Source organism: Mesorhizobium sp. NFR06 (genome assembly GCF_900115245.1).
GTDB lineage: Bacteria > Pseudomonadota > Alphaproteobacteria > Rhizobiales > Rhizobiaceae > Mesorhizobium.
Genome location: NZ_FOVT01000021.1, coordinates 22,214 through 43,392, shown reverse-complemented (window position 1 = coordinate 43,392; position 21,179 = coordinate 22,214). Strand labels below are relative to the sequence as shown.

Here is a 21,179-nt window from a genome sequence, read left to right as displayed (position 1 = left end):
CGGCCTACCGTTTCCAGCGGGGCCGGACCTTCCGGCAAGGGGCGTAGCTGGTCGGCATGGTTGTTTCGCATTTTCTGAAGTGGATCGATACGGCGAGGGTTTCCGAGCGCGCCGCCGCCGCGAGCGCGCTGGCGCGCGCCTATATCAATTCCGATCTGCCGTTCGAGGATCGCTGCGCCGCCGAGGCGGCGCTCACGCTGCTTTTGGATGACGCTTCCTCCAAGGTGCGCCTGGCGCTTGCCGAGGCGCTGTCGATGAGCCATCACGCGCCGCCGCAGGTGATCAGCGCCTTGGCCGCCGATCAGCCGGAAGTGGCGACGCTGGTGCTGGCGCGTTCGCCGCTGCTTACCGATGCCGATCTGGTCGAGCGCGTCGCCTGCGGCCAGAAGGCGACGCAGAAGCTGATCGCCAATCGTCCGGTCGTCTCGATGTCGCTAGCGGCGGCAATCGCCGAGATCGGCGAGCCGGAAGCCTGTGCCGCGCTGGTCGGCAACAGCGGCGCCGACATTGCCTCGCTCAGCTTCCGCCGCATCGCCGAGCGGCATGGCCATCTGCCGCTGGTGCGCGAGGCGCTGATCGCCGATCGACGCCTGCCCGCCGACTGCCGGCACATGCTTCTGGTCAAGCTCGGCGAGACGCTGAAAGGTTCACCGCTGGTGCTGGCGATGATGGGTGCCGCGCGCGCCGATCGCGTGATGCGCGACGCCTGCGTGAAAGCCTCGGTGACGCTGATCGAGGGAACGCGCATCGAAGAGCACGCCGCGCTGATCGAGCATCTGAGACTGCGCGGCGACCTCACCGCCAGCTTCATCATCCGCACCATCGCGCATGGCAAGGTCGACTTCTTCGGCTCGACGCTGGTCGCGCTCGCCCAACAGTCCGAGCAGCGGGTGACGGCTCTCCTCGCCGGCGGGCATGACGTGGCGCTGCAGGCGCTGTTCCGCAGTGCCGGGCTCGCGCCGGCGACGCATGCCATCATCCTGCGCGCCCTCAAGATCTGGCGCGAGGTCGCCAATGGCCGGCGTGTCGCCGGCGTGCAGGAAGTGAGCTGGCTGATGTTGAAGGAACTCGGCGGCCAGTCGGCCGAGGGCGATCTCGCCGGGTTGGTGAAGTCGATCCATCTCGAGGCATTGCGCGAAAACGCGCGCGGGCACGCACTGGCCATCGCGGCAGCTTGAGGCCTCAGCCTCGGCCCCTCGCAAAGAAATCGGGATAGTCTTCCATCGCCGCGGCAATGATGCGTAGCGAGGCGGCGACCTGCAGCATTTCGAACCGATCGCTGCGCTCGGCAATGCTGGCCGCATATTGCCTCGCCACCGCGACGGTCGCCGTCTGCGGCTCGCCCGGTCGCCGGAACAGCAGTTCGCGCGCCAGGCCGCGCAGGAAATTGCCGATCGACTCGACTGTTTCGTGGGGGATGGCGGTGTTCAGCTGCGCGTGGCGCAGCCGCAGCACCTCCAGCCCGACGGTGACGGCGGCGATGCTGCCGCCAAGAATGGGGTCGCCTTTGCGCCCCGTCTGCTGCACCTGCGGCATCAACTGGTTGATCCGGTCATAGGCAAGGCTTTCGAAGGCCGAACGCCGGGGTATTCGCTCATGCAGGCAAAGCCGCGCCAGATCCTCGCGCATGGCTTGCGAGATACGTTCCACGGTGACCCAGGGATCGGCAGGCAGCACGACGATGAAGACGCCGATGGCAATCAGGATGCCGACCACGATCGAGGCGGATCCGGCGAAGAACGGCCCGGGATCGTAGATCATCTGCTGATGCGGACTGAGGAAGGCGAGGAAGTTGATGGCGAAGGCTGTGGCGACGCCGACATGGCGCGGATTGGCCATGCCGAGCGCCGCAGGCACCAGGATCGGCACGACGAAGAGCGTGAACCAGCCGAAGCCCGGCAGCGCCGGCAGCGCGACCTGGCCGACGAGAAAGGCAAAGGGCAGCGCGATCAGCGTGCCGGTGAAGAAACCCCAGGCGGACTGCACCGGATCGGGGCGCGCCGCGAAGAGGCTGGAGACGACGGCGACGAGGATGACGGTGCCGGCTGCTTCCGACCATTTGGTTGTCAACCAGAATATCGCCACGAGGAAGGTGGCGAGAGCGGCGCGCACGGCGTTGCGCCACGCGGCCTGGTAGTCGCGATGCACAACCAATGCCGGCTGGCCTCGCTCATTCGATTTGCGCGAGACGGGCGAGCGAAGCGCGTCAAGGCCGCGCATCACCTGCTTCAGCGCCTCGGCAAAATCGCCGGCAATGGTGAGGCGGGTGATGGTGCCGACCTTGTCTTCGCCGGCATCCTTGGGGCCAGCATCCTTGGAGCCGCCGGTATGGTCGGGCAGCGCCGGCATCTCCCTGGCCTTGCTCGCGATCGCATCGAGACGGGCCAGCCAGGGGGCCGTGTCTTCGAGCGCGCCTGGCGTCGCCGCCAGTTCGCCGACGAAGGCTTTCAAGTCGCGGCGCATCGGGATGAGCGCGGCATTCTTCGGCGCGCGATGGCTGTGCAGGGCGCGCGCCGCCGAAAGCGCCCACAGAAGCTGGCCGATGGTGCGCCGCACCGGGTGGGCGCGCGTGGCGAAGCTCGGCGCTTCCAGCCGCGCATAGGTGCGCATTTCGGCGAGCGTCTGGGCGTCGGTGATCAGCTTGCGCTGGAGCGCCGCAAGGCTGACCGGATCGCCGCCGGAAAAGGCGCCGCCGGCATATTCGGCGAGGTCGAGGATGCTGCGCTTGAGCCTGGAGATGATGGCGTCGGCCGCGAGCTTCGGCAGGATCAGCCGGCTGGTGACGCCGGCGCAGACGATGCCAAGCACGATCTCGGCGCAGCGCGCGATCGCCAAATCGACAACGACGTGCGGCTGCCCGAAGGCCGGCAGGCTGATGATCATCGCTGTATAGCCGGCAAGGGCGGCGCCATACGCTTCCGGATTGCGCAGCAATGACGAGACGAGCGTGCAGACACCGATCCAGAGCGCCAGCACGGTCACCAGCAACCAGGGATTGGCGCCGAACAGGGAGGTGATGCCGACCGCCGCGAGGCCGCCCGCCAGTGTGCCGAGCAGCCGGTAGAAGCCCTTCGCCAGCACCATGCCGGCCACGGGCTGCGCGACGATGAATACCGTCATCATCGCCCATTGCGGATGGTCGAGCGTCAGCGTGTAGGCGCCAAGAAGCGCAATCAGACCCGCCGAGACCGTGCGCAGAGCAAAAATCCAATCCGAACGGGTCGGCTGCGTCAGACCACTTAACGGTGTCTCGACAAGCTCTTTCAGCCGCGTCCAGGTCACATAGGTTCTCCGTTCCGGAGATTGTTATGGACCAGTCGGCGTTCAGATATCCAGAACGTCCGCCTCGGCGAATTCGGCGCGCTCCTGGATGAAGCGGAAGCGGGCCTCGGGCTTGGTGCCCATCAGCGCGTCGACGGCATCCTTGGTCGCCTGCTCGGCGTCGATCACATCGACCCTCAGAAGCGTGCGCTTCCTCGGATCCATCGTGGTCTCCTTGAGCTGCGAGGCCATCATCTCGCCCAGCCCCTTGAAGCGGCCGATCTCGACCTTGCCGCGCCCGGTGAACTCGGTGCGCAGCAGTTCGTCCTTATGCGCATCATCGCGGGCATAGCCGACCTTGCCGCCCTGCCTGATCGAATAGAGCGGCGGCACGGCCATGTAGAGGTGGCCGCCGCGGATCAGGTTCGGCATTTCCTGGTAGAAGAAGGTGATCAAAAGCGAAGCAATGTGCGCGCCATCGACGTCGGCGTCGGTCATGATGATCACGCGATCGTAGCGCAGGTCCTCGTCGCGATATTTCGAGCGCGTGCCGCAGCCGAGCGCCTGGATAAGGTCGGAAATCTGCTGGTTGGCGGCGAGCTTGTCGTTGCCGGCGCTGGCGACGTTGAGGATCTTGCCGCGCAGCGGCAGCACCGCCTGGCTGGCGCGGTCGCGGGCCTGCTTGGCGGAGCCTCCGGCCGAGTCGCCCTCGACGATGAAGATCTCGGCGCCGGCGGCGGCATTCTGCGTGCAGTCGGCGAGCTTGCCCGGAAGGCGCAGCTTGCGCACCGCGGTCTTGCGAGAGACTTCTTTCTCCTGGCGACGGCGCACGCGTTCGTCGGCGCGCGCGATGACCCACTCCAGAAGCTTCGAGGCTTCCTGCGGGTTGTCGGCCAGCCAGTGATCGAACGGGTCACGGATGGCGTTTTCGACGATGCGCATCGCCTCGATGGTCGCCAGCCTGTCCTTGGTCTGGCCGACGAATTCAGGCTCGCGGATGAACACCGACAGCATGCCGGCGGCCGAGATCATGACGTCCTCGGTGGTGATGACGGAGGCGCGCTTGTTGCCGATCAGGTCGGCATAGGCGCGCAGCCCGCGCGTCAGGACGTTGCGAAAGCCGGCCTCGTGCGTGCCGCCTTCGGCTGTCGGGATGGTGTTGCAGTAGGAATTGAGAAACCCGTCGCCGCCGAACCAGGTCACCGCCCATTCGAGCGAGCCGTGGCCACCCTGCTTGTCGCTTTTTCCGGCGAACATCTCGCGCGTGACCTGGAATTCGTCGCCGAGCGTGGCCTTGAGATAGTCTTTGAGACCGCCGGGGAAATGGAACTCGGCCTTGGCCGGTGTCTGGTCCTTTTCCTTGATCAGCGACGGATCGCAAGTCCAGCGGATCTCGACGCCGCCGAACAGGTAGGCCTTCGAGCGCGTCATGCGGTAGAGCCGCGCCGGTTCGAACGCGGCGCCCTTGCCGAAAATCTGCTCGTCGGGGTGGAAGCGTGTCTTGGTGCCGCGGCGATTGTGAACCTCGCCGAGATGCTCGAGACCGCTGACCGGGATGCCGCGCGAAAAACGCTGGCGGTAAAGCTGGCGGCCGCGCGCGACTTCGACCTCGAGGTGGTCGGACAGCGCGTTGACGACGGAGACGCCGACGCCGTGCAGGCCGCCGGAGGTCTCATAGACCTTGGAGTCGAATTTGCCGCCCGAATGCAGCGTCGTCATAATGACTTCAAGCGCCGGTTTCTTGAATTTCGGATGCGGATCGACCGGAATGCCGCGGCCGTTGTCGGTCACGGTCAGGAAACCGTCGGCCGAAAGCTCGACATCGATGAAGGTGGCGTGGCCGGCGACCGCCTCGTCCATGGAATTGTCGATGACCTCGGCGAACAAGTGATGCATCGCCTTGTCGTCGGTGCCGCCGATATACATACCTGGACGGCGTCGCACCGGCTCGAGCCCTTCCAGCACCTCGATATCGGCAGCGCTGTAGCCTTCGCTGCCATCGCGGGCGGCGGCCGGACGCTTCGCGGCCTGCACGAGCGGATCGGCCGGGCGCGAGGGCGTGCGCACCGGCTGTGCCGGCTTTTCCATCTTGCCGAAAAGGTCGTTGCTATCGTCCATGCTGGGCCTAACGTCCGGTAATGCGAATCACTCGTCGATACTGCCACGCTTTTGGCGGGCGAACGAGTTCCTGTTCCGTTCAGGGATCAAACTGTCTCTTATTCCAAAACCATTCGATAACCAAGCCGGCCGAAATAGGGCGGTTGGAGCGACCCGGGATTCCTGATTCTTTAACAATGATGCCTAGCGTGAAGCCCAACTAACAAAAGACCGCGGGCGTCAGGGGTTTCGTTGTGAGGGGCAGGGCCATAACCATGATCGGCATCGCCGCCGTCTTCGGCGCGATCTCGATCTTTGCGGCGGACTTCTGGGTCAAGAGCCAGGCAAAGGCCCAGCCCGAGGTCGTCTCCGTCGTGGCGCCGCAACCCAAGATCGAGTTCAAGACCATCGTGGTGGCTCAGGCGCCGCTGCGTTACGGCATGGAGCTTGCGCGGCCGCAACTCGCCGAGATTCCATGGCCGCAGGATTCCCTGCCGCAAGGTGCATTCCCCACAATCGACAAGCTTCTTGCCGACGGCAGCCGGGTCGTGCTGTCGCCGATCGAGGTCAACGAACCGGTGCTGCTGACCAAGCTGTCGGGACCGAACGGTCGCGCCACGCTTTCCAACATGCTGTCGGCCGGAATGCGGGCCGTCACCATCCGCACCGATGAGATCGCCGGCGTCGGCGGCTTCATCACGCCGGGAGACCGGGTCGACGTCGTTCTGACGCGCGATGCCGGCGATATCCAGGAAGTGGCGAAGAACGCGCAGGGCGCGGCGGGCTCGACCGTCACCTCCGAGATCGTGGTCTCCGACGCCAAGGTGCTTTCGGTCGGGCAAGGCGCCGACGAGCGCAAGACCGAGCCGCAGATCGCCAATTCAGTGACCATCGAGGTGACCAACGAAGGGGCGCAGAAAGTCGCGCTTGCCCGCACCGTCGGCTCCTTGTCGCTGTCCTTGCGTTCGGCGGCCGACGCCAGCACCAGCAATGGCGGGCTTACCACCATCTCGTCCTTCGGGGGGTCGATTGCCGCAAACGCGCAGGCGAGCGCTGCCTCGCTCGTCAACGCCGTGACGAAGGACCAGGACGAGCCGAAATTCAAGACGGTGATCGTGACGCGTGGCGAGAAGGTCGAGGAATACAAGGTTCCTTCGCGGGAACCGCCGCCGGAACTGCAGCAATAGCCGGTGGGGACCGGCGGGGACGGGCAACATGTTTAGGTTTGATGCATTTCGAATGACCGGGGCGTGGCGCCTGGTTGGCGCGATCACGCTGGCGGTGCCGCTGGCCATGCTCGGCGTCACGGCACCGGCAAGGGCGGGCAATGACGTCGTCTATGTCTCGGCGAACAAGAACGCCTCGATCAAGGTGGCCAAGGGCAAGCCGAGGACGATCGTGACGAGCGCCGCCTTCTACCAGATCGTCATCGGCGATCCGGAGATCGCCAACGTCAACCCGCTGACCGACAAGTCCTTCTATGTGCTCGGCAACAACCTGGGCACGACCGGCATCGCCCTGTTCGACCAGAACAAGCAGCTCGTCGGCACCATCGACATCGAGGTGACGCTGGACACCGACCAACTGGCAAGCACGATTCGCGCCAGCGTGCCCGACGCCAAGATCAAGGTCGGTTCGGCCAACGGTCGCGTCGTGCTCTCGGGCGAGGCCGACGATGCGGTCGCTGCCGACAAGGCCAGCAAGATCGCGTCGCGCTTTTCCGGCAACGAGGAAGTCATCAACTCGGTCAACATCTCGTCATCGCAGCAGGTGCAGCTCAACGTCCGCTTCGTCGAGATCAACCGTCAGGCTGGTCAGGATCTCGGCGCCAAATACAGCGCCAATTTCGCCTATGGCATCGGCAACCGCGAGGTCGTGTTGAACCCGGAGGGGGGAGACGTTCCGGCTGCCGGAACAGGTGAGATTATCGGCAGCCTGCTGTCGAACGGTCTTTCAATCGACATTGCCATCAAAGCGCTGGAAGAGCGCGGCCTGGCACGGCGGCTCGCGGAGCCGAACCTGATCGCACGTTCGGGCCAGACGGCGAGCTTCCTTGCCGGCGGCGAGTTCCCGATTCCGGTTTCCGAAGACAATGGCAAGATCAGCGTCACCTACAAGAAGTACGGCGTCGGCCTGGATTTCACGCCTACGGTGCTCAAGGACGGGCTGGTGAGCCTCGACATCGCGCCGGAAGTGTCCTCGATCGACCCGTCTGCTTCCATCCAGGTCAGCAGCGGCATTTCCATTCCCGCGTTCATCGTGCGCCGCGCCAGGACGTCGGTCGACCTTAAGAACGGCCAGAGCTTCATGATCGCCGGCCTTCTGCAGTCGCAGAACGACATCACCACATCGCGGGTGCCGGGGATAGGCAGGTTGCCGGTGCTCGGTCCGCTGTTTTCCTCCAAATCCTATCAGCGGCGCGAAACCGATTTGGTGATCATTGTCACGCCTTACCTGGTCAAGCCGGTCGATCCTTCCAAGAAGATGATCGAACCGACCGACGGCACCCGGCCCGCAAGTCCCGCCGACTTTTTTCTAAACAACACCGACGAAGTGGCCGCCTCGGCGTCGAAGCGTCCGCTGGCGCTGGCCGACGGCAGCGCCGCCCGCCCGCTGGCCGCCACCACGTCCGGCCACTTCCTCGACCTGCCAAAGGACTAAAGCCATGCGCATCCGCCTTTGCATTGCTCTGCTCCTGGCCGGTTTCGTCAGCGGTTGCACCAGTGATGACTATCTGCGCGTTGAAGGGGTGACGCTGGGGGCCGGGAACGCCCAGGCGTCCAACACGGCCATGCAGATGGTCGATCCCTGGAAGTACGGCGTCCAGAACACCAGGCTGCTGGTGCCGGCTCAACGTCCCGGTTCCGAGAGCACTGTCGTCGGTGCGAAGGCCGGCTCCGGGCCGGCGCCGACATCATCATCAACGACATCGGACTGATGGGCTGACGACGATGGCATCTGGCACCAAGACCAAGAAGATCCTGTTGGTTTCGACGGACAGGACGTTTTTGCAGGACACGCGGACGGCTTTCGCGGCTTCCGAGGTCATCGAGCTGTTGACGGTGGAAAAGAGCGTCAACGAGCTGCGCGGCGAGGTCCTCGAAGCGGATTTCGGCACCGTCATCGTCGACATGGATGCAGCGAAGCTCGAGGAGATCGAATCGCTGCAGCGCGTCATGCGCCGGCTGGAAGGCAGCATTCCGGTGGTCGTCGTCACCCAGGAATTCAACGCGGCGGCAGTGCGCATCCTGGTGCAGCTGAAAGTCGCCGACTTCCTGGTCAAGCCGATCACCACCGCCGACCTCGTGCGGTCCGTCATCCGCGCGCTGCAAGGGCCGGGGCGGGAAGAGAACACCGAATCGCACATCTATACCTTCATGCCGGCCGCCGGCGGCGTCGGCACCACTACGCTCGCCCTGCAGACCGCCTTCCAGCTGCATCATTCGGTGACGCGCGGCGCCTCGACCTGCGTCGTCGACCTCAACTTCCAGCAGGGCGCCTGCGCCGAATATCTCGACCTGGAACCGCGCTTCGACATCACCGAAATCGAGAACCAGCCGGAGCGCCTGGATCGGCAACTGCTCGATGTGATGCTGTCCAAGCATGCGAGCGGGCTGTGCGTGCTTGCCGCGCCGACACGCCCCTCGGACATGCGCTCGTTCAAGACCGACGTCGTGGTGCGCATGCTCGACCTCGTGGCGGCCTATTTCGACAATGTCGTCATCGATTTGCCGCGCACCTGGTTCCCCTGGACCGAGACGGTGCTGCTGGGTTCCAACAAGCTCTACATCGTGGCCGAGATGACGGTGCCCTGCCTGCGCCACACGCAGCGTCTCATCCAGGCCGTCTACGAGACAGCCGGCAAGGAAGTGAAGCCCAACGTCATCGTCAACCGCTTCGAGCAGAAGATGTTCGACAACGGCATCAAGCAGGCCGACGTCCAGGACATACTCGGCGAGCATTTCGTCGGCGGCATCTCCAACAACTACCGGCTGGTGCGCGAGGCCGTCGACCGCGGCGTGCCGCTTCACGCCATCGACCCCAACGCCAATGTCGTCAACGACCTGAAGAAGATCATCCTGCCGGAGGAGGCCGTCCAGACCATGGCCAAGTCGAAGTCGCTGTTCGGCCTGGGCAAGGGGTTGCTTAAGAGGAAGGCAGGATGACCAGCCGCTTTTCCAATCTGCAGAGCCGCGATGTGCGGCCACAGCGGGCGTCGGAACCCGCACCCGTCGCACACAATGCGGTGGTCATCCCGACGATCCGCAAGCCTGCGCCGCCGAAGTCCGAAGCCGCGCCCGCAAAAAGCGCCAACAAGGTGCTGGATGCGCGCGTGCGTATCCATCGCATGCTGATCGAGGAGATAAACCTCGTGGCCCTGGAGCGGCTGCCGAAGGACGAGATGCGCCGGCAGGTGTATGAATTCGTCTCGGAAAAGACGCGCGAGGAGCGGATGGCGATCAACATCGCCGAGCTCGACGCGCTGGTCGACGACATCGTCGACGAAATGGTCGGCCTGGGCCCGCTGGAGCCGCTGCTCAAGGACCCCGAGATCAACGATATCCTGATCAACGGCCACCAGAACTGCTTCGTCGAAAGGCGCGGCAAGCTGCAGCAAGTCCATATCCCCTTCAAGGATGAGGCGCATCTTCTTCGAATCATTAACAAAATCGTCGCGGCGGTCGGGCGGCGCGTCGATGAATCGCAGCCGATGGTCGATGCCCGCATGCTCGATGGTTCGCGCTTCAACGCCGCCATCCGCCCAGTCGGTGTCGACGGGCCGCTGGTGTCGATCCGCAAATTCTCCAAGAACAAGCTCGGCCTGCACAAGCTGGTCGAATTCGGCGCCATCACCCAGAACATGGCCGAGGTGCTGGCGGCGGCGGTGCATGCCCGCAAGACCACGATCATCTCCGGCGGCACCGGCACCGGCAAGACGACGATGCTCAACGCCTTGTCGGCTTTCATTCCCGAAGACGAACGCCTGATCACCATCGAGGACGCGGCCGAGCTGCAATTGCAGCAGCCGCATGTCGCGCGCATGGAAACGCGTCCGGCCAACATCGAAGGCCACGGCGAATTGAAACAGCGCGACCTGGTCAAGAACGCGCTTCGCATGCGTCCCGACCGCGTCATCCTTGGCGAGTGCCGCGGCGAGGAAGCCTTCGACATGCTGCAGGCGATGAACACCGGCCATGAAGGCTCGATGGCGACCATTCACGCCAACACGCCGCGCGACGCCATCTCGCGTCTGGAACAGATGCTCGGCATGACCGGCATGCCGATGACCGTGCAGTCGATCCGCAGCCAAATCTCGAGCGCCATCGACATCATCGTCCAGCTGACGCGCCTTTCCGACGGCAAGCGCAAGGTGACCAGCGTCGCCGAGGTGACCGGCATGGAAGGCGACGTCATCCAGATGCAGGAGATCTTCCGCTTCGTGCGCACCGGCATGGAGGCGGACGGCAGGATCCTCGGTCACTTCGAGGCGACCGGCATCCGCCCGCGCTTCCTGGAGGACCTGCGCAACATGGGCATCGAATTCCCGGGAAAATACTTCGAACCCGGCCGGCCGCAGGAGTAGGCCGGTGCTGGACGGTTTCGGCCCGATCTACGCGGTGTATGCGGCGGCGGCGCTCACCGGCATCATGATCGCCGAGGGTTGCTACCTGCTCTATGCCGGGCGCAGCGACAAGCGCACGGCGATCAACCGCCGCATGAAGCTCGCGGAGAACAAGATCAGCCAGGAGCAGGTGCTGATCCAGTTGCGCAAGGAGCGCGGGATCGACGGCGGCAGCTCCATCTTTTCCCTCGACCGCTTCCGCGCCCTGCGCACGCAGTCCGGCATGACCACCCCGCTGCCGAAGTTCCTGATGATCACATCGGGTGCTGCCGCTGCACTGGCGCTTGTGGCGACCTGGAAGGGCTTGCCACTGTTGTTCGGGCTCATCCTGCTTCTCGTGTTGTTGCCAGTGCTGCCGGTGATGGCAATGCGCTCGATGCGCAAGCGCCGGCACAAACGGTTCGGGATGCAACTGCCCGAGGCACTGGAGCTGATCACGCGCGGCCTGAAGGCCGGCCATCCGGTGCCGGTGGCGGTCGCCATGGTGGCGCGCGAAATGGCCGATCCGATCGGCACCGAGTTCGGGGTCGTCGCCGACGAGGTAACCTACGGCTCGGACCTGGTCTCGGCGCTGAACAACCTGTTCGACCGGGTGGGACATGAGGACCTGCCGCTGTTCGTCACGGCGGTGTCGATCCAGAGCAGTTCGGGCGGCAATCTGCGCGAGATCCTCGACGGTCTGTCCGCGACCATCCGCGATCGCGGCAAGCTGCGCCGCAAGATACGCGCCATTTCGACGGAAGGGCGCATGTCGGCTTACATCCTGACCGCGGTGCCGGCGCTGCTTTTCACAGCCATCATGGTGCTGATGCCGCAGTTTTACCAAGATGTCTGGGGCGTGCCGAAGACCTGGTACATGCTGGGCGGCTCCATCATCTGGCTGCTGCTCGGCAACGCCATCATGTTCAAGATGTCGAATTTCAGGTTCTGAGATGGAAGACGTCGTCCGCTTCCTCGCCTCGTTCGCGCCGACTTCGCTGATGCCGGTGGCCGTGTTGCTGCTGGCGCTGGGCGGCGGCGCGATGGCCTGGCCGCTGGTGCTTGCCAAGGGCGATCGCAACGACGTCAAGCGCCGGCTGAAGGTCGAGGCGGTGCAGCCGGTCGAACAGGCGGAGCCCGCGCCGAAAAAGAATACGAATGCCGTGCGCGAGAAGGCGGTGCGACGGGCGCAGGAGTTCTACGCCAAGAGCGATCCCGAAAATGTCGCCCGGCTGCGCATGAAACTCATCCAGGCCGGCTATATGGAGCCGCGCGCCGTCGGCACGTTCTTCCTGATCCGTTTTTGCGCGCTGATCGGCGCGGCAATTGCCGCGTTCCTGGTCAATCATTGGGCGGCCAGCGCCGAGTCGACCATGACCAGCCGCTGGACCTTCATCATTCTGTCGGGCGCCGGCGGCTATTTTCTGCCCGGCCTGGTGCTGACGCAGAAGGTGCGGGAAAAGATGCGCGAATACCGCAACGGCTTTCCCGATTTCATGGACCTGATGATCGTCTGCTCCGATGCCGGCATGAGCATGGAGGCCGGCATCGAGCGCGTTTCCAAGGAGCTTGCGCGGACCTATCCGTCGCTCAGCCAGAACCTCATGCTGGTCTCCCTGGAACTGCGCGCCGGCCGCAGCCTCGACGATGCGCTGAAGGCGCTCGCCGACCGCCTCAGTCTCGATGAAGTACGTTCTTTCGCGACGCTCCTGCAACAATCCAAGGAACTCGGCACCAGCCTGTCGGGCTCGCTGCGCGTCTTCTCCGACGAAATGCGCCACAAGCGCATGTCGCTGGCCGAAGAGAAGGCGCATGCCCTGCCGGCCAAGATGTCGGTTCCGGTGACGGTCTGCATCCTGCCGGTGGTGCTGATGATCGCCATCATTCCGATCATCGTGAAGCTGACCGCTCACCCCTGACGTCCGCACTGGTTAACGCATTGTTGGCGCGCAACCAAAATTTAGCTGCATTTCAGCACCGAAGCTTAATCGCTCCGCTGTATAGTCTTTTCCTGAAGAACGACCCGGCAAATCGGGCGATGGGGCAGGGGCATGCGTCAGAGACTTCCCAGGGCAGCGGCGGCGTTGGCGGCAGCCTTGATGATCACCGGCTGCACGACGAACGCAAACGTCGACACGACCAAGACCACCGCGATCCAGCCCGTCGCCAAGGATGTCAGCGCCAACGACCTCGTCGAGGGCAAGGCGCAGTTTCGCGAGGCGAATTTCGGCCTTGCCGAACAGCATTTTCGCAAGGCGGTCGAACTCAAATCCGACAATGCCGAAGCCTGGATGGGGCTTGCTGCATCCTATGACGAGCTCGGCCGTTTCGACTTCGCCGACCGCGCCTATGCGCAGCTGCTGAAAGTCGCCGGGCGCAAGCCGCAGATTGTCAACAACATGGGCTATTCGCAGCTTCTGCGCGGCAACAAGAAGAAGGCACGCGCACTGCTGCTCGAGGCCAAGGCCGGCATGGCCGATCAGACGGTGGTCGACGCCAATCTGGCGCTGCTCGACAAGGGCTGATCCTTTCCTGTGTTCCCGTATTCCGTGTATAATCATGACATTTCGCCTCACATGTCGACGCTTTGTAAACCCTGTGTCGAGGTAGCTCCGGGCACCCGCCGAAAACGGTTTGCGCCGGCCGCCGCCAGCCTACATTGAGGGGTGACGGGCACTCGTTAAGGCAGTTCTTCACGGATGTTGGATTTCAGTTCGCTCCTGCTCGCTGCCGCGCTGTCGGGCACATGCCTCAGCATCTCGATGTTTGCGATCTGGCTCACTGCGCCCCGGGCACGTTTCGTGCTGACCGTCGCCTGCGGCATCCTGGTGCTCGTCGCCCACGTCGTCGCATTCTGGCGTTATTCCAGGGATGCCAGCCCAGGGCTTTGCCAGGTCGTGCTTGCGCTGCTCACCGTGGGTTTCCTGGTCATCTGCCTGTCGGCGATGCAGTATCTCGGTTTTCGCGACTACCGCCGCGCCATCCTGCCGACACTGGCGGCGATGGCTGCCTGTGCGATCGTCACCTATCTCGGCTTCGACGGCATCGGCTTCCAGATCACCTACGCGACGGTGACGGCGCTGCTCTCGGCGATCGGAACGATGTTCTGGATAAAAGGCGATCACGACCGCCGGATCCTGCTCGTCGTTTCGTTCCTCAGCGGTGCCTGCGGTCTGTCCTTCGCGCTATGTGGCCTGGTGCTGCTCGTCGAGGGGCAATGGGTGCTTGGCGCCGCGCCCGACAACTGGGCGGAACGGGTGAACTCCGTCGTCGCGGTCGCCTGCATGACCGGTCTCGGCGCGCTGACGCTTTCGCTGCATCATCTGCAGGCACAGATCGAGCTCAAGGCCGAGACGATGACCGATCCGTTGACCGGCCTGATGAACCGCAGAGCGCTCAACGAGCTGTACGGCGCCCGCAGCTTCGGTCCGTTCATGGCGATAGCGATGTTCGATCTCGATCATTTCAAAATGACCAACGACGTCTTCGGCCATCCGGTCGGCGATCGGGTTCTTTGCCGCTTCGCGGCGGTGATCAAGAAGTACGGCAGGACGGGTGTCGACGCGTTCCGGCTCGGCGGCGAGGAATTCGCCCTCGTCATGTCGCGCGTGACGCCGGAAAAGGCGCATGACATGGCAAGCCGGATCGGCGTCGCTTTTGGTACCGAGGTCGTTCCGACCCATCGTGGCCCGCTGCGCAGCAGCGTCAGCGGCGGCATGGGGTTCGGCTCGGCCGCGGGCCGCCCCCTCGACGAGGTGCTGGCGCAAGCAGACGCGGCACTTTACGCGGCCAAGCGCGCGGGACGCAACCGCGTCATCGCGCATGACAGGACCGGCCAGCCCGATGCCGGGCCGACCCTGAAATCCGCCTGAACGAGCTCTCGGCTTCTATTCTGCGGCGCCGAGATATGCCGACAGCGGCGGGCACGAGCAGACCAGGTTGCGGTCGCCCGCGACATTGTCGATGCGCGAGACCGGCGGCCAGTATTTTGCCGCCAGATCGGCATCGCCCGCCGGATAGGCCGCCTCCAGCCGCGAATACGGATGGGTCCATGCGCCTGCCAGCGTTTCGGCCGCGGTGTGCGGGGCGTTGACCAGCGGGTTGTCGTTTGACGGCCATTCGCCCTTCGCCACTTTCGCCGCCTCGCCGGCGATGGCGATCATTGCCTCGCAGAAGCGGTCGAGCTCGCGCTTGGGCTCGGATTCGGTCGGCTCGACCATCAGCGTGCCGGCCACGGGGAACGACATGGTCGGCGCATGGAAGCCGTAGTCGATCAGGCGCTTGGCGATATCGTCGACGCTGATGCCGGCGCTTTCCTTGAGCACGCGGGTGTCGAGGATGCATTCATGGGCGATACGGTCGCTCCTGCCCTTGTAGAGGAGCGGGAAATGCGGCGCGAGCCGCGTCGCCACATAGTTGGCCGAAACGATTGCCGTCTCGGTCGCCTGCTTCAGGCCGGAGCCGCCCATCATTCGGATATACATCCAGGTGATCGGCAGGATGGAAGCGCTGCCGAAAGGTGCGGCCGACACGGCATGCACCGAGCCTTCCGTGACGTGACCCGGCAGGTAGGGCTTCAGGTGCGCCCTGACGCCGATCGGGCCGACGCCCGGACCGCCGCCGCCATGAGGGATGCAGAACGTCTTGTGCAGGTTCATGTGGCAGACGTCGGCGCCGATATCACCGGGACGGGCGAGGCCGACCAGCGCGTTGAGGTTGGCGCCGTCGAAATAGACCTGGCCGCCATGCTCGTGGATCAGCGCGCACAGATGGCGCGCGCCTTCCTCATAGACGCCATGCGTCGAGGGATAGGTGAACATCAACGCCGCGAGGTTCTTGGAATGCTCGTTGGCCTTGGCGCGCAGATCGTCCATGTCGATATTGCCGTCGTCCAGGCAGCGCACGACGACGACGCTCATGCCGGCCATCGCGGCACTCGCGGGATTGGTGCCATGCGCGGAGGAAGGGATCAGACAAACGGTGCGATGGCCTTCGCCGCGGGCGCGGTGATAGGCGCGGATCGCGAGCAGGCCGGCATATTCGCCCTGGCTGCCGGCGTTGGGCTGCAAGCTGACGGCGTCGAACCCGGTGATTTCCGCCAGCCAGGCCTCCAGGTCACCGGCCATCTTGCGGTAGCCCTGCGAATGGCCGGCCGGCGCGAAGGGATGCATGTTGCCGACGCTCGGCCAGCTCACCGGCATCATCTCGGCGGCGGCATTGAGCTTCATGGTGCAGGATCCGAGCGGGATCATGGTGCGGTCGAGCGCCAGGTCCTTGTCGGCCAAGCGGCGCAGGAAGCGCATCATCTCGGTCTCGGAACGGTTCTCGTGGAAGACCGGCTGGGTCAAGAATTCCTTGCCGCGCGGTTTGCCGGGCATCGAACCGGCTTCGGCGCCCGGCTTGGCGCCGAAGAGGCCGGCGATCGCTTCGAGATCGGCTTGCGTGGACGTCTCGTCGAAGGCGATGCTGACGCGGTCGGCATCGATGACGCGCAGCAGCCGGCCGGTCTTTTCGGCAGCCTGCGCGATCGAAGCGGCCTTGCCCTTCACCTCGGCTGTCACCGTATCGAAGCGGCTCGCGCCAAGCACGGAAACGCCGGCGGCCTCGAGACCGGACGCGAGGCGGCCGGCGAGGCCGTGGATATGGCCGGCAATCGCCTGCAGGCCGGCGGGGCCATGCCAGATCGCATAGGCGGTCGCCATGTTGGCAAGCAGCGCCTGCGCCGTGCAGATGTTGGAGGTGGCCTTGTCGCGGCGGATGTGCTGCTCGCGCGTCTGCAGCGCCAGCCGATAGCCGGGGCGGCCCCTGGTATCGGTCGACTGGCCGACGAGGCGGCCGGGCATCAGACGGGTCAGCTGGTCGGACACGGCGCAATAGGCGGCGTGCGGACCGCCAAAACCCATCGGTACGCCGAAGCGCTGCATCGGGCCGACGGCGATGTCGGCGCCAAGCTTTGCGGGCGCGTCCGTCAGGGTCAGCCCCAGCGGGTCGGCGATGAAGACGACCAGCGCGCCGGTGGCGCGAGCCTTCTCGATCGCCGCCTTGTGGTCGCCGTAGACGCCGAAAGTGTCCGGCCAGGAGACGAGCAGGGCGGCGGTGTTGTCGTCGATGGTCTCGCCGTCGACCTCGATGCCGAGCGGTTCGGCGCGGGTGCGCACCACGTCCAGCGTCTGCGGATGCGGCGTGCCGGCAAGCGCTACCTTGGTGCGCTTGTCGCGGTGGTGGCGCAGCGCAATGCCGACGGCCTCCGCTACGGCTGTGGCTTCATCGAGCAGCGAGGCCGACGCCACGGGCAGGCCGGTGAGCTCGGCGACCAAAGTCTGGAAGTTGAACAGCATCTCAAGCCGGCCCTGGCTGATCTCGGCCTGGTATGGCGTATAGGCCGTGTACCAGGCCGGATTCTCGAACAGGTTGCGCTGGATGACCGGCGGCACGAAGACGCCGTGATAGCCGGCGCCGATGAAGCTCTTCAGCACCGTGTTCTTGGCCATGATCGCCGACAACTCGGCCAGTGCTTCGGCTTCGCTCGCCGGAGCGGGCAGGTTGAGCGGCTGGTCGAGGCGGATCGATCTCGGCACGGCCTGGCTGATCAGCGTTTCGACGGATGGGACGCCAATAGTGGCGAGCATTGCCCTGACATCGCTGACGCCGGGGCCGATATGGCGGGCCGAGAAAGGAATAGGTGCTGCGGTCATTTCCAAAAATCCTGATATCAGCCGATATGGGCTTTGTAGGCGGCCTCGTCCATGAGGCTGTCGAGCTGGCTTTCGTTGGCCAGCTTCATCTTCCAAAGCCAGCCGTCGCCGGTCGCCGCCGAATTGACCAGCGAGGGGTCGGCCGACAATGTGCCGTTGGCCTCGGTGATCTCGCCGTCGACCGGCGCGTATACGTCCGATGCCGCCTTGACGGACTCGACGACGACGGCGGTATCGCCCTTGGCGAGCTTGCGGCCGATTTCCGGCAGCTCGACGAAGACGAGATCGCCGAGTTGCTCCTGCGCATAGTCGGTGATGCCGACAGTGGCGACGCCGCCTTCGACGCGGAGCCATTCATGGTCTTCGGTGAAATAGGTCTTGGGCATCTGGAAATCATCCTTTGCGGTAGCGATGTGGGGTGAAGGGCACGGGCTTGATGTCGACCGGGATTTTCGTCCCGCGGACATCGGCGAAGAGTTTGGTTCCGGACTTGGCAAGCGCGGCGTCGACGTAGCCCATGGCGACCGGGTGACCGGTCGAGGGGCCGAAACCGCCCGAGGTTACGTGGCCGGCCGGATGGCCGTCAGCATCGATGAGCGCCGCGCCGGCGCGCACCGGTTGGCGCCCTTCCGGTTTCAGGCCAACGCGCTTCTGCGAGGACCCGCGATCGAGGATAGAGCGCAACGCGTCGGCGCCGATGAATTGGCCGGCGGCGCGGACCTCCTTGGGGATTGCCCACATCAGTCCGGCGCTAGCCGGATCGATCTCGGGCGTCAGGTCCTGACCGTGCAGGCAAAGGCCGGCCTCGAGGCGCAGGCTGTCGCGGGCGGCAAGGCCGATCCACTGCACGCGCTCGTCTTCCAGGAGTTTGGCGAGGAGATCGCGGGCGTCCGCTTCCGGCAGGCCGATCTCGAAACCGTCCTCGCCGGTATAGCCGGATCGGCTCATGAACCAGTTTTGCCGAGGCTCGATGCCGTGCATGAAAAGCAGCGAGCCGGTCTCGATGCCGGCCCTGGCAAGCGCTGCCCAGGCATCTGGACCCTGGATCGCCAGGAAAACCCGGTCGAGCGGTTGCACGCTGGCGTCGAAAGCGGCGGCCAGCGCCAGAAGATGCTTCTCGTCCTCGACGGCGTTGCCAGCGTTAGCCACCACCATGAAGCGGTCGTCGCCAAGCCGCGTAACGATCAGGTCGTCGATGATGCCTGCCGCCTCGTTGAGGAAGAAGGTGTATTTGGACTGCGAGATTTCCATTGCGCCAACATCAAGCGGGCAGGCGCGGTTGAGCAGTGCCGCGGCGCCCGGACCCCCGACCGCAAAAAGCTTCATATGCGAGATGTCGAACAAGCCGGCATGCTCGCGCGTGTGAAGGTGCTCCTTCATCACGCCGGCCGGATAGGTCAGTGGCATCGACCAGCCGGCGAAGGCGCCAAAACGCGCGCCGGCGGCCTGGTGCAAATCCTCAAGGGGTAGATGTCTGGTGTCTTGGCCTGTCATGTCTTCTCCAGAGTCGCACGCAATCGACCGCCAACTTGCGGCCTAGTCGTGCCCCTCTGTCTGAAGCCTGAGAGACTCGCGCCCCGTAACTCTGTCGGCAGCGCTTACACCTTCGGCGCGGGAAGATTCCCGACTTTCCAGAGTTGTCTTTCCCGTCCACGGTTCTTTTGCCTGAGAGATTTCGGGCGATTTCCCCTTCGGCGACAGCTTTCGCTGCTCTCTCCCGCAAACAGGTAGGACTCAGTTGCCTGAATCCTCGACGCGCCATCCATAGCCCGTCGGCGACACCTTGTCACCTCCCAGCGACATCAAAGCTGCGCCGATATTCAGGTGAGGCCGGTCTGCAAATGCCGGCTTCCTGCGCTTCCGGTGCTCACGTACTTTAAGTACGCTCCGCTCCGGTTCTCGGAACCCGCCATTTTCGACTCGGCCTGACCTGAATCTCGACGCACCTTGAGGCGCTCGTGCTGCAAGGCTTCGCTAACCACATCATTTGCCGGTTTCTCAAGACAACGCTGATAGACCTGACGGGATAACGCCGGCAAAAGGCGACAGGCAGGGACGGCAGATGGGCGAATTGATCATGAGCGCTCCGGTGGCGGAGCTGGCCTCGACGAACCGGATCACGGCCGAGGACGTGACGATGCTGCGGCGCGAGGTTTTCGCGGACGGCGTGGTGAGCCGCGGCGAGGCGGAGGCGCTGTTCGCGCTCGACCAGACGGCGCGCGACAAATGCGGCGAATGGGCGCCGTTCTTCGTCGAGGCGGTGAGCGACTACATCGTCCACCAGGAAAAGCCGGAAGGCTATATCTCCGAGGAGAATGGCGACTGGCTGGTGCGCACCGTTTCGCGTGACGGCATGGTCGACAGCCGTACCGAGCTTGAATTGCTGGTGCAGGTGCTGGAGGAAGCGAAATCCTCGCCCGGCCAGCTTTCGGCTTATGCGCTGGAGCAGGTCGCGCATGCGGTGATCGACGGCAAGGGTCCGCTGATGCACGGCGGCAACCTGGTTCCAGGCCATATCGCCAAGGCCGAGGTCGATCTCCTGCGCCGTATCCTCTATGCCTATGGCGGCGACGGCAACATCGCCGTCACCAAGGCGGAAGCCGAAATCCTGTTCATGATCAACGACCGCACCGCGGCCGCCGACAACGACCCGTCCTGGAACGACCTCTACGTCAAGGCGATCGCCAACTATGTCATGTGCTCGGCCGGCTACGAGCCGCCGACGCGCGAGGCGGCGCTGCGCCATGAAAACTTCCTCGATGAGGCCGCGCCGACGCTCGGCGGTTTCTTCGGCCGTATGGTCTCGGGCGGGTTCGCCGCGATCCTCGAAGCCTATCATTCGCCTGGCGACATCGAGGCCGAATGGGAAGCCCGGAACAGGGCCACCGAGGCGCTTGCCCGCCGCGCCGAGACCATCGACGCGGACGAAGCCAAATGGCTGGCCGAGCGCGTCGGCGATGGCCGGCGGCCGTTGCGCGACAACGAACGCGCGCTGTTGACGCTGATCAAGCACGCTTCGCCGGAAATCCATCCAGCGCTGAAGCCGCTGCTCGACAAAGTGGCGTAAGGGCCACTTCGTCTGCACGCAAGCCATGGCAGCCTATTCGGCAGGCCTATTGTTTCGGCTTGGCCTGTTCCGGCTTGGCGCCGGTGTCGAAGCGCGACATCCATTTGAAGCCGCCGAACCAGTAACGGCGTACACCCGCGATGGTGCCGTCGGCGGTGCGCGCACCGATCCAGTTGTTGACGTATTGGACGAGGCGGGTGTCGTCCGGGCGCAGGGCGAAGGGTTCCGGCATGCGTAGCAACGGTCCGTCCACCAGCTTGAATTTCGCGTCATAGAGCCTGGCCGCCATCTGCGGCGTCGGCGACATGGCCACCATGGCCTGTGCATTGCCGCCGATGAGCGCGGCAAAGACGTCGGCGGTGTTGTCGAAGGAAAGGATGTTCGCTTTCGGGAAGGCCTCCTTGGCGGCCGCTTCGTCGGTGGAATTGGACAGCACGGCCATCTTGTAGCCGGGCGC

General features: G+C 64.7%; 17 protein-coding genes and 1 riboswitch. Of the genes, 11 read left to right on the top strand and 6 right to left on the bottom strand.

Annotation, left to right across the window (positions count from 1 at the left end):
• Window positions 1–56: 56 nt before the first annotated feature.
• A complete protein-coding gene (locus F3H96_RS26775) occupies window positions 57–1,178 on the top strand; it encodes a DUF2336 domain-containing protein (RefSeq protein ID WP_149804672.1) in 1,122 nt (373 codons plus the stop codon).
• 4 nt (window positions 1,179–1,182) lie between these two features.
• Here F3H96_RS26775 and F3H96_RS26770 read toward each other — a convergent pair whose 3' ends face one another.
• Together F3H96_RS26770 and parE are read right to left on the bottom strand one after the other, a co-directional pair.
• On the bottom strand, window positions 1,183–3,282 hold the full coding sequence (locus F3H96_RS26770; RefSeq protein WP_149804671.1) for an FUSC family protein: 2,100 nt from the start codon (window positions 3,280–3,282) through the stop codon (window positions 1,183–1,185).
• A 42-nt stretch (window positions 3,283–3,324) separates the two neighbouring features.
• Window positions 3,325–5,379 carry a DNA topoisomerase IV subunit B gene (parE, locus tag F3H96_RS26765; RefSeq protein WP_149804670.1) on the bottom strand — a complete coding sequence of 685 codons (2,055 nt, stop codon included), beginning with the start codon at window positions 5,377–5,379 and terminating at the stop codon, window positions 3,325–3,327.
• A 254-nt stretch (window positions 5,380–5,633) separates the two neighbouring features.
• Between parE and cpaB the strand changes: the two genes are divergently transcribed.
• The 9 genes from cpaB (at window position 5,634) to F3H96_RS26720 (ending at window position 14,832) form a co-directional block, all read left to right on the top strand.
• Window positions 5,634–6,545: a Flp pilus assembly protein CpaB gene (gene cpaB / locus F3H96_RS26760; protein ID WP_149804669.1), complete on the top strand. Its 912-nt coding sequence runs from the start codon at window positions 5,634–5,636 to the stop codon at window positions 6,543–6,545.
• 52 nt (window positions 6,546–6,597) lie between these two features.
• Complete coding sequence (locus F3H96_RS26755) at window positions 6,598–8,019, top strand: type II and III secretion system protein family protein (protein WP_188131547.1); 1,422 nt, start codon at window positions 6,598–6,600, stop codon at window positions 8,017–8,019.
• 4 nt (window positions 8,020–8,023) lie between these two features.
• Window positions 8,024–8,296, top strand: a complete 273-nt coding sequence (locus F3H96_RS26750) for a hypothetical protein (RefSeq protein ID WP_244620163.1) — start codon at window positions 8,024–8,026, stop codon at window positions 8,294–8,296.
• A 13-nt stretch (window positions 8,297–8,309) separates the two neighbouring features.
• Window positions 8,310–9,524, top strand: coding sequence for a response regulator/pilus assembly protein (locus F3H96_RS26745; RefSeq protein WP_149804667.1), 1,215 nt, complete (start codon window positions 8,310–8,312; stop codon window positions 9,522–9,524).
• Window positions 9,521–10,942, top strand: a complete 1,422-nt coding sequence (locus tag F3H96_RS26740) for a CpaF family protein (RefSeq protein WP_149804666.1) — start codon at window positions 9,521–9,523, stop codon at window positions 10,940–10,942. Before F3H96_RS26745 ends, F3H96_RS26740 begins: the two co-directional genes overlap by 4 nt.
• Window positions 10,943–10,946: 4 nt before the next feature.
• Window positions 10,947–11,912: a type II secretion system F family protein gene (locus tag F3H96_RS26735; RefSeq protein WP_188131546.1), complete on the top strand. Its 966-nt coding sequence runs from the start codon at window positions 10,947–10,949 to the stop codon at window positions 11,910–11,912.
• A gap of 1 nt (window position 11,913) precedes the next feature.
• The gene (locus F3H96_RS26730; RefSeq protein WP_149804665.1) at window positions 11,914–12,879 is read left to right on the top strand and encodes a type II secretion system F family protein; all 966 of its coding nucleotides are present in this window, start codon (window positions 11,914–11,916) and stop codon (window positions 12,877–12,879) included.
• Window positions 12,880–13,011: 132 nt separating this feature from the next.
• Complete coding sequence (locus F3H96_RS26725; protein WP_149804664.1) at window positions 13,012–13,485, top strand: tetratricopeptide repeat protein; 474 nt, start codon at window positions 13,012–13,014, stop codon at window positions 13,483–13,485.
• A 174-nt stretch (window positions 13,486–13,659) separates the two neighbouring features.
• Window positions 13,660–14,832: a GGDEF domain-containing protein gene (locus F3H96_RS26720; protein ID WP_149804663.1), complete on the top strand. Its 1,173-nt coding sequence runs from the start codon at window positions 13,660–13,662 to the stop codon at window positions 14,830–14,832.
• A 15-nt stretch (window positions 14,833–14,847) separates the two neighbouring features.
• Here F3H96_RS26720 and gcvP read toward each other — a convergent pair whose 3' ends face one another.
• The 3 genes from gcvP to gcvT are packed head-to-tail and all read right to left on the bottom strand — an operon-like array spanning window position 14,848 to window position 19,149.
• A complete protein-coding gene (gene gcvP, locus F3H96_RS26715) occupies window positions 14,848–17,655 on the bottom strand; it encodes an aminomethyl-transferring glycine dehydrogenase (RefSeq protein WP_149804662.1) in 2,808 nt (935 codons plus the stop codon).
• A 17-nt stretch (window positions 17,656–17,672) separates the two neighbouring features.
• Window positions 17,673–18,041 (bottom strand): glycine cleavage system protein GcvH, encoded by a 369-nt coding sequence (gene gcvH / locus F3H96_RS26710; RefSeq protein ID WP_149804661.1) that lies wholly within the window; start codon window positions 18,039–18,041, stop codon window positions 17,673–17,675.
• Window positions 18,042–18,048: 7 nt separating this feature from the next.
• On the bottom strand, window positions 18,049–19,149 hold the full coding sequence (gene gcvT, locus F3H96_RS26705) for a glycine cleavage system aminomethyltransferase GcvT (protein ID WP_149804660.1): 1,101 nt from the start codon (window positions 19,147–19,149) through the stop codon (window positions 18,049–18,051).
• Between the two features lie 149 nt (window positions 19,150–19,298).
• Window positions 19,299–19,385: riboswitch (glycine riboswitch) on the bottom strand.
• 332 nt (window positions 19,386–19,717) lie between these two features.
• Here gcvT and F3H96_RS26700 point away from each other — a divergent pair.
• On the top strand, window positions 19,718–20,722 hold the full coding sequence (locus F3H96_RS26700; protein ID WP_149804659.1) for a hypothetical protein: 1,005 nt from the start codon (window positions 19,718–19,720) through the stop codon (window positions 20,720–20,722).
• Between the two features lie 46 nt (window positions 20,723–20,768).
• Here F3H96_RS26700 and F3H96_RS26695 read toward each other — a convergent pair whose 3' ends face one another.
• Window positions 20,769–21,164 (bottom strand): transporter substrate-binding domain-containing protein, encoded by a 396-nt coding sequence (locus F3H96_RS26695; protein ID WP_149804658.1) that lies wholly within the window; start codon window positions 21,162–21,164, stop codon window positions 20,769–20,771.
• Between the last annotated feature and the right edge of the window lie 15 nt (window positions 21,165–21,179).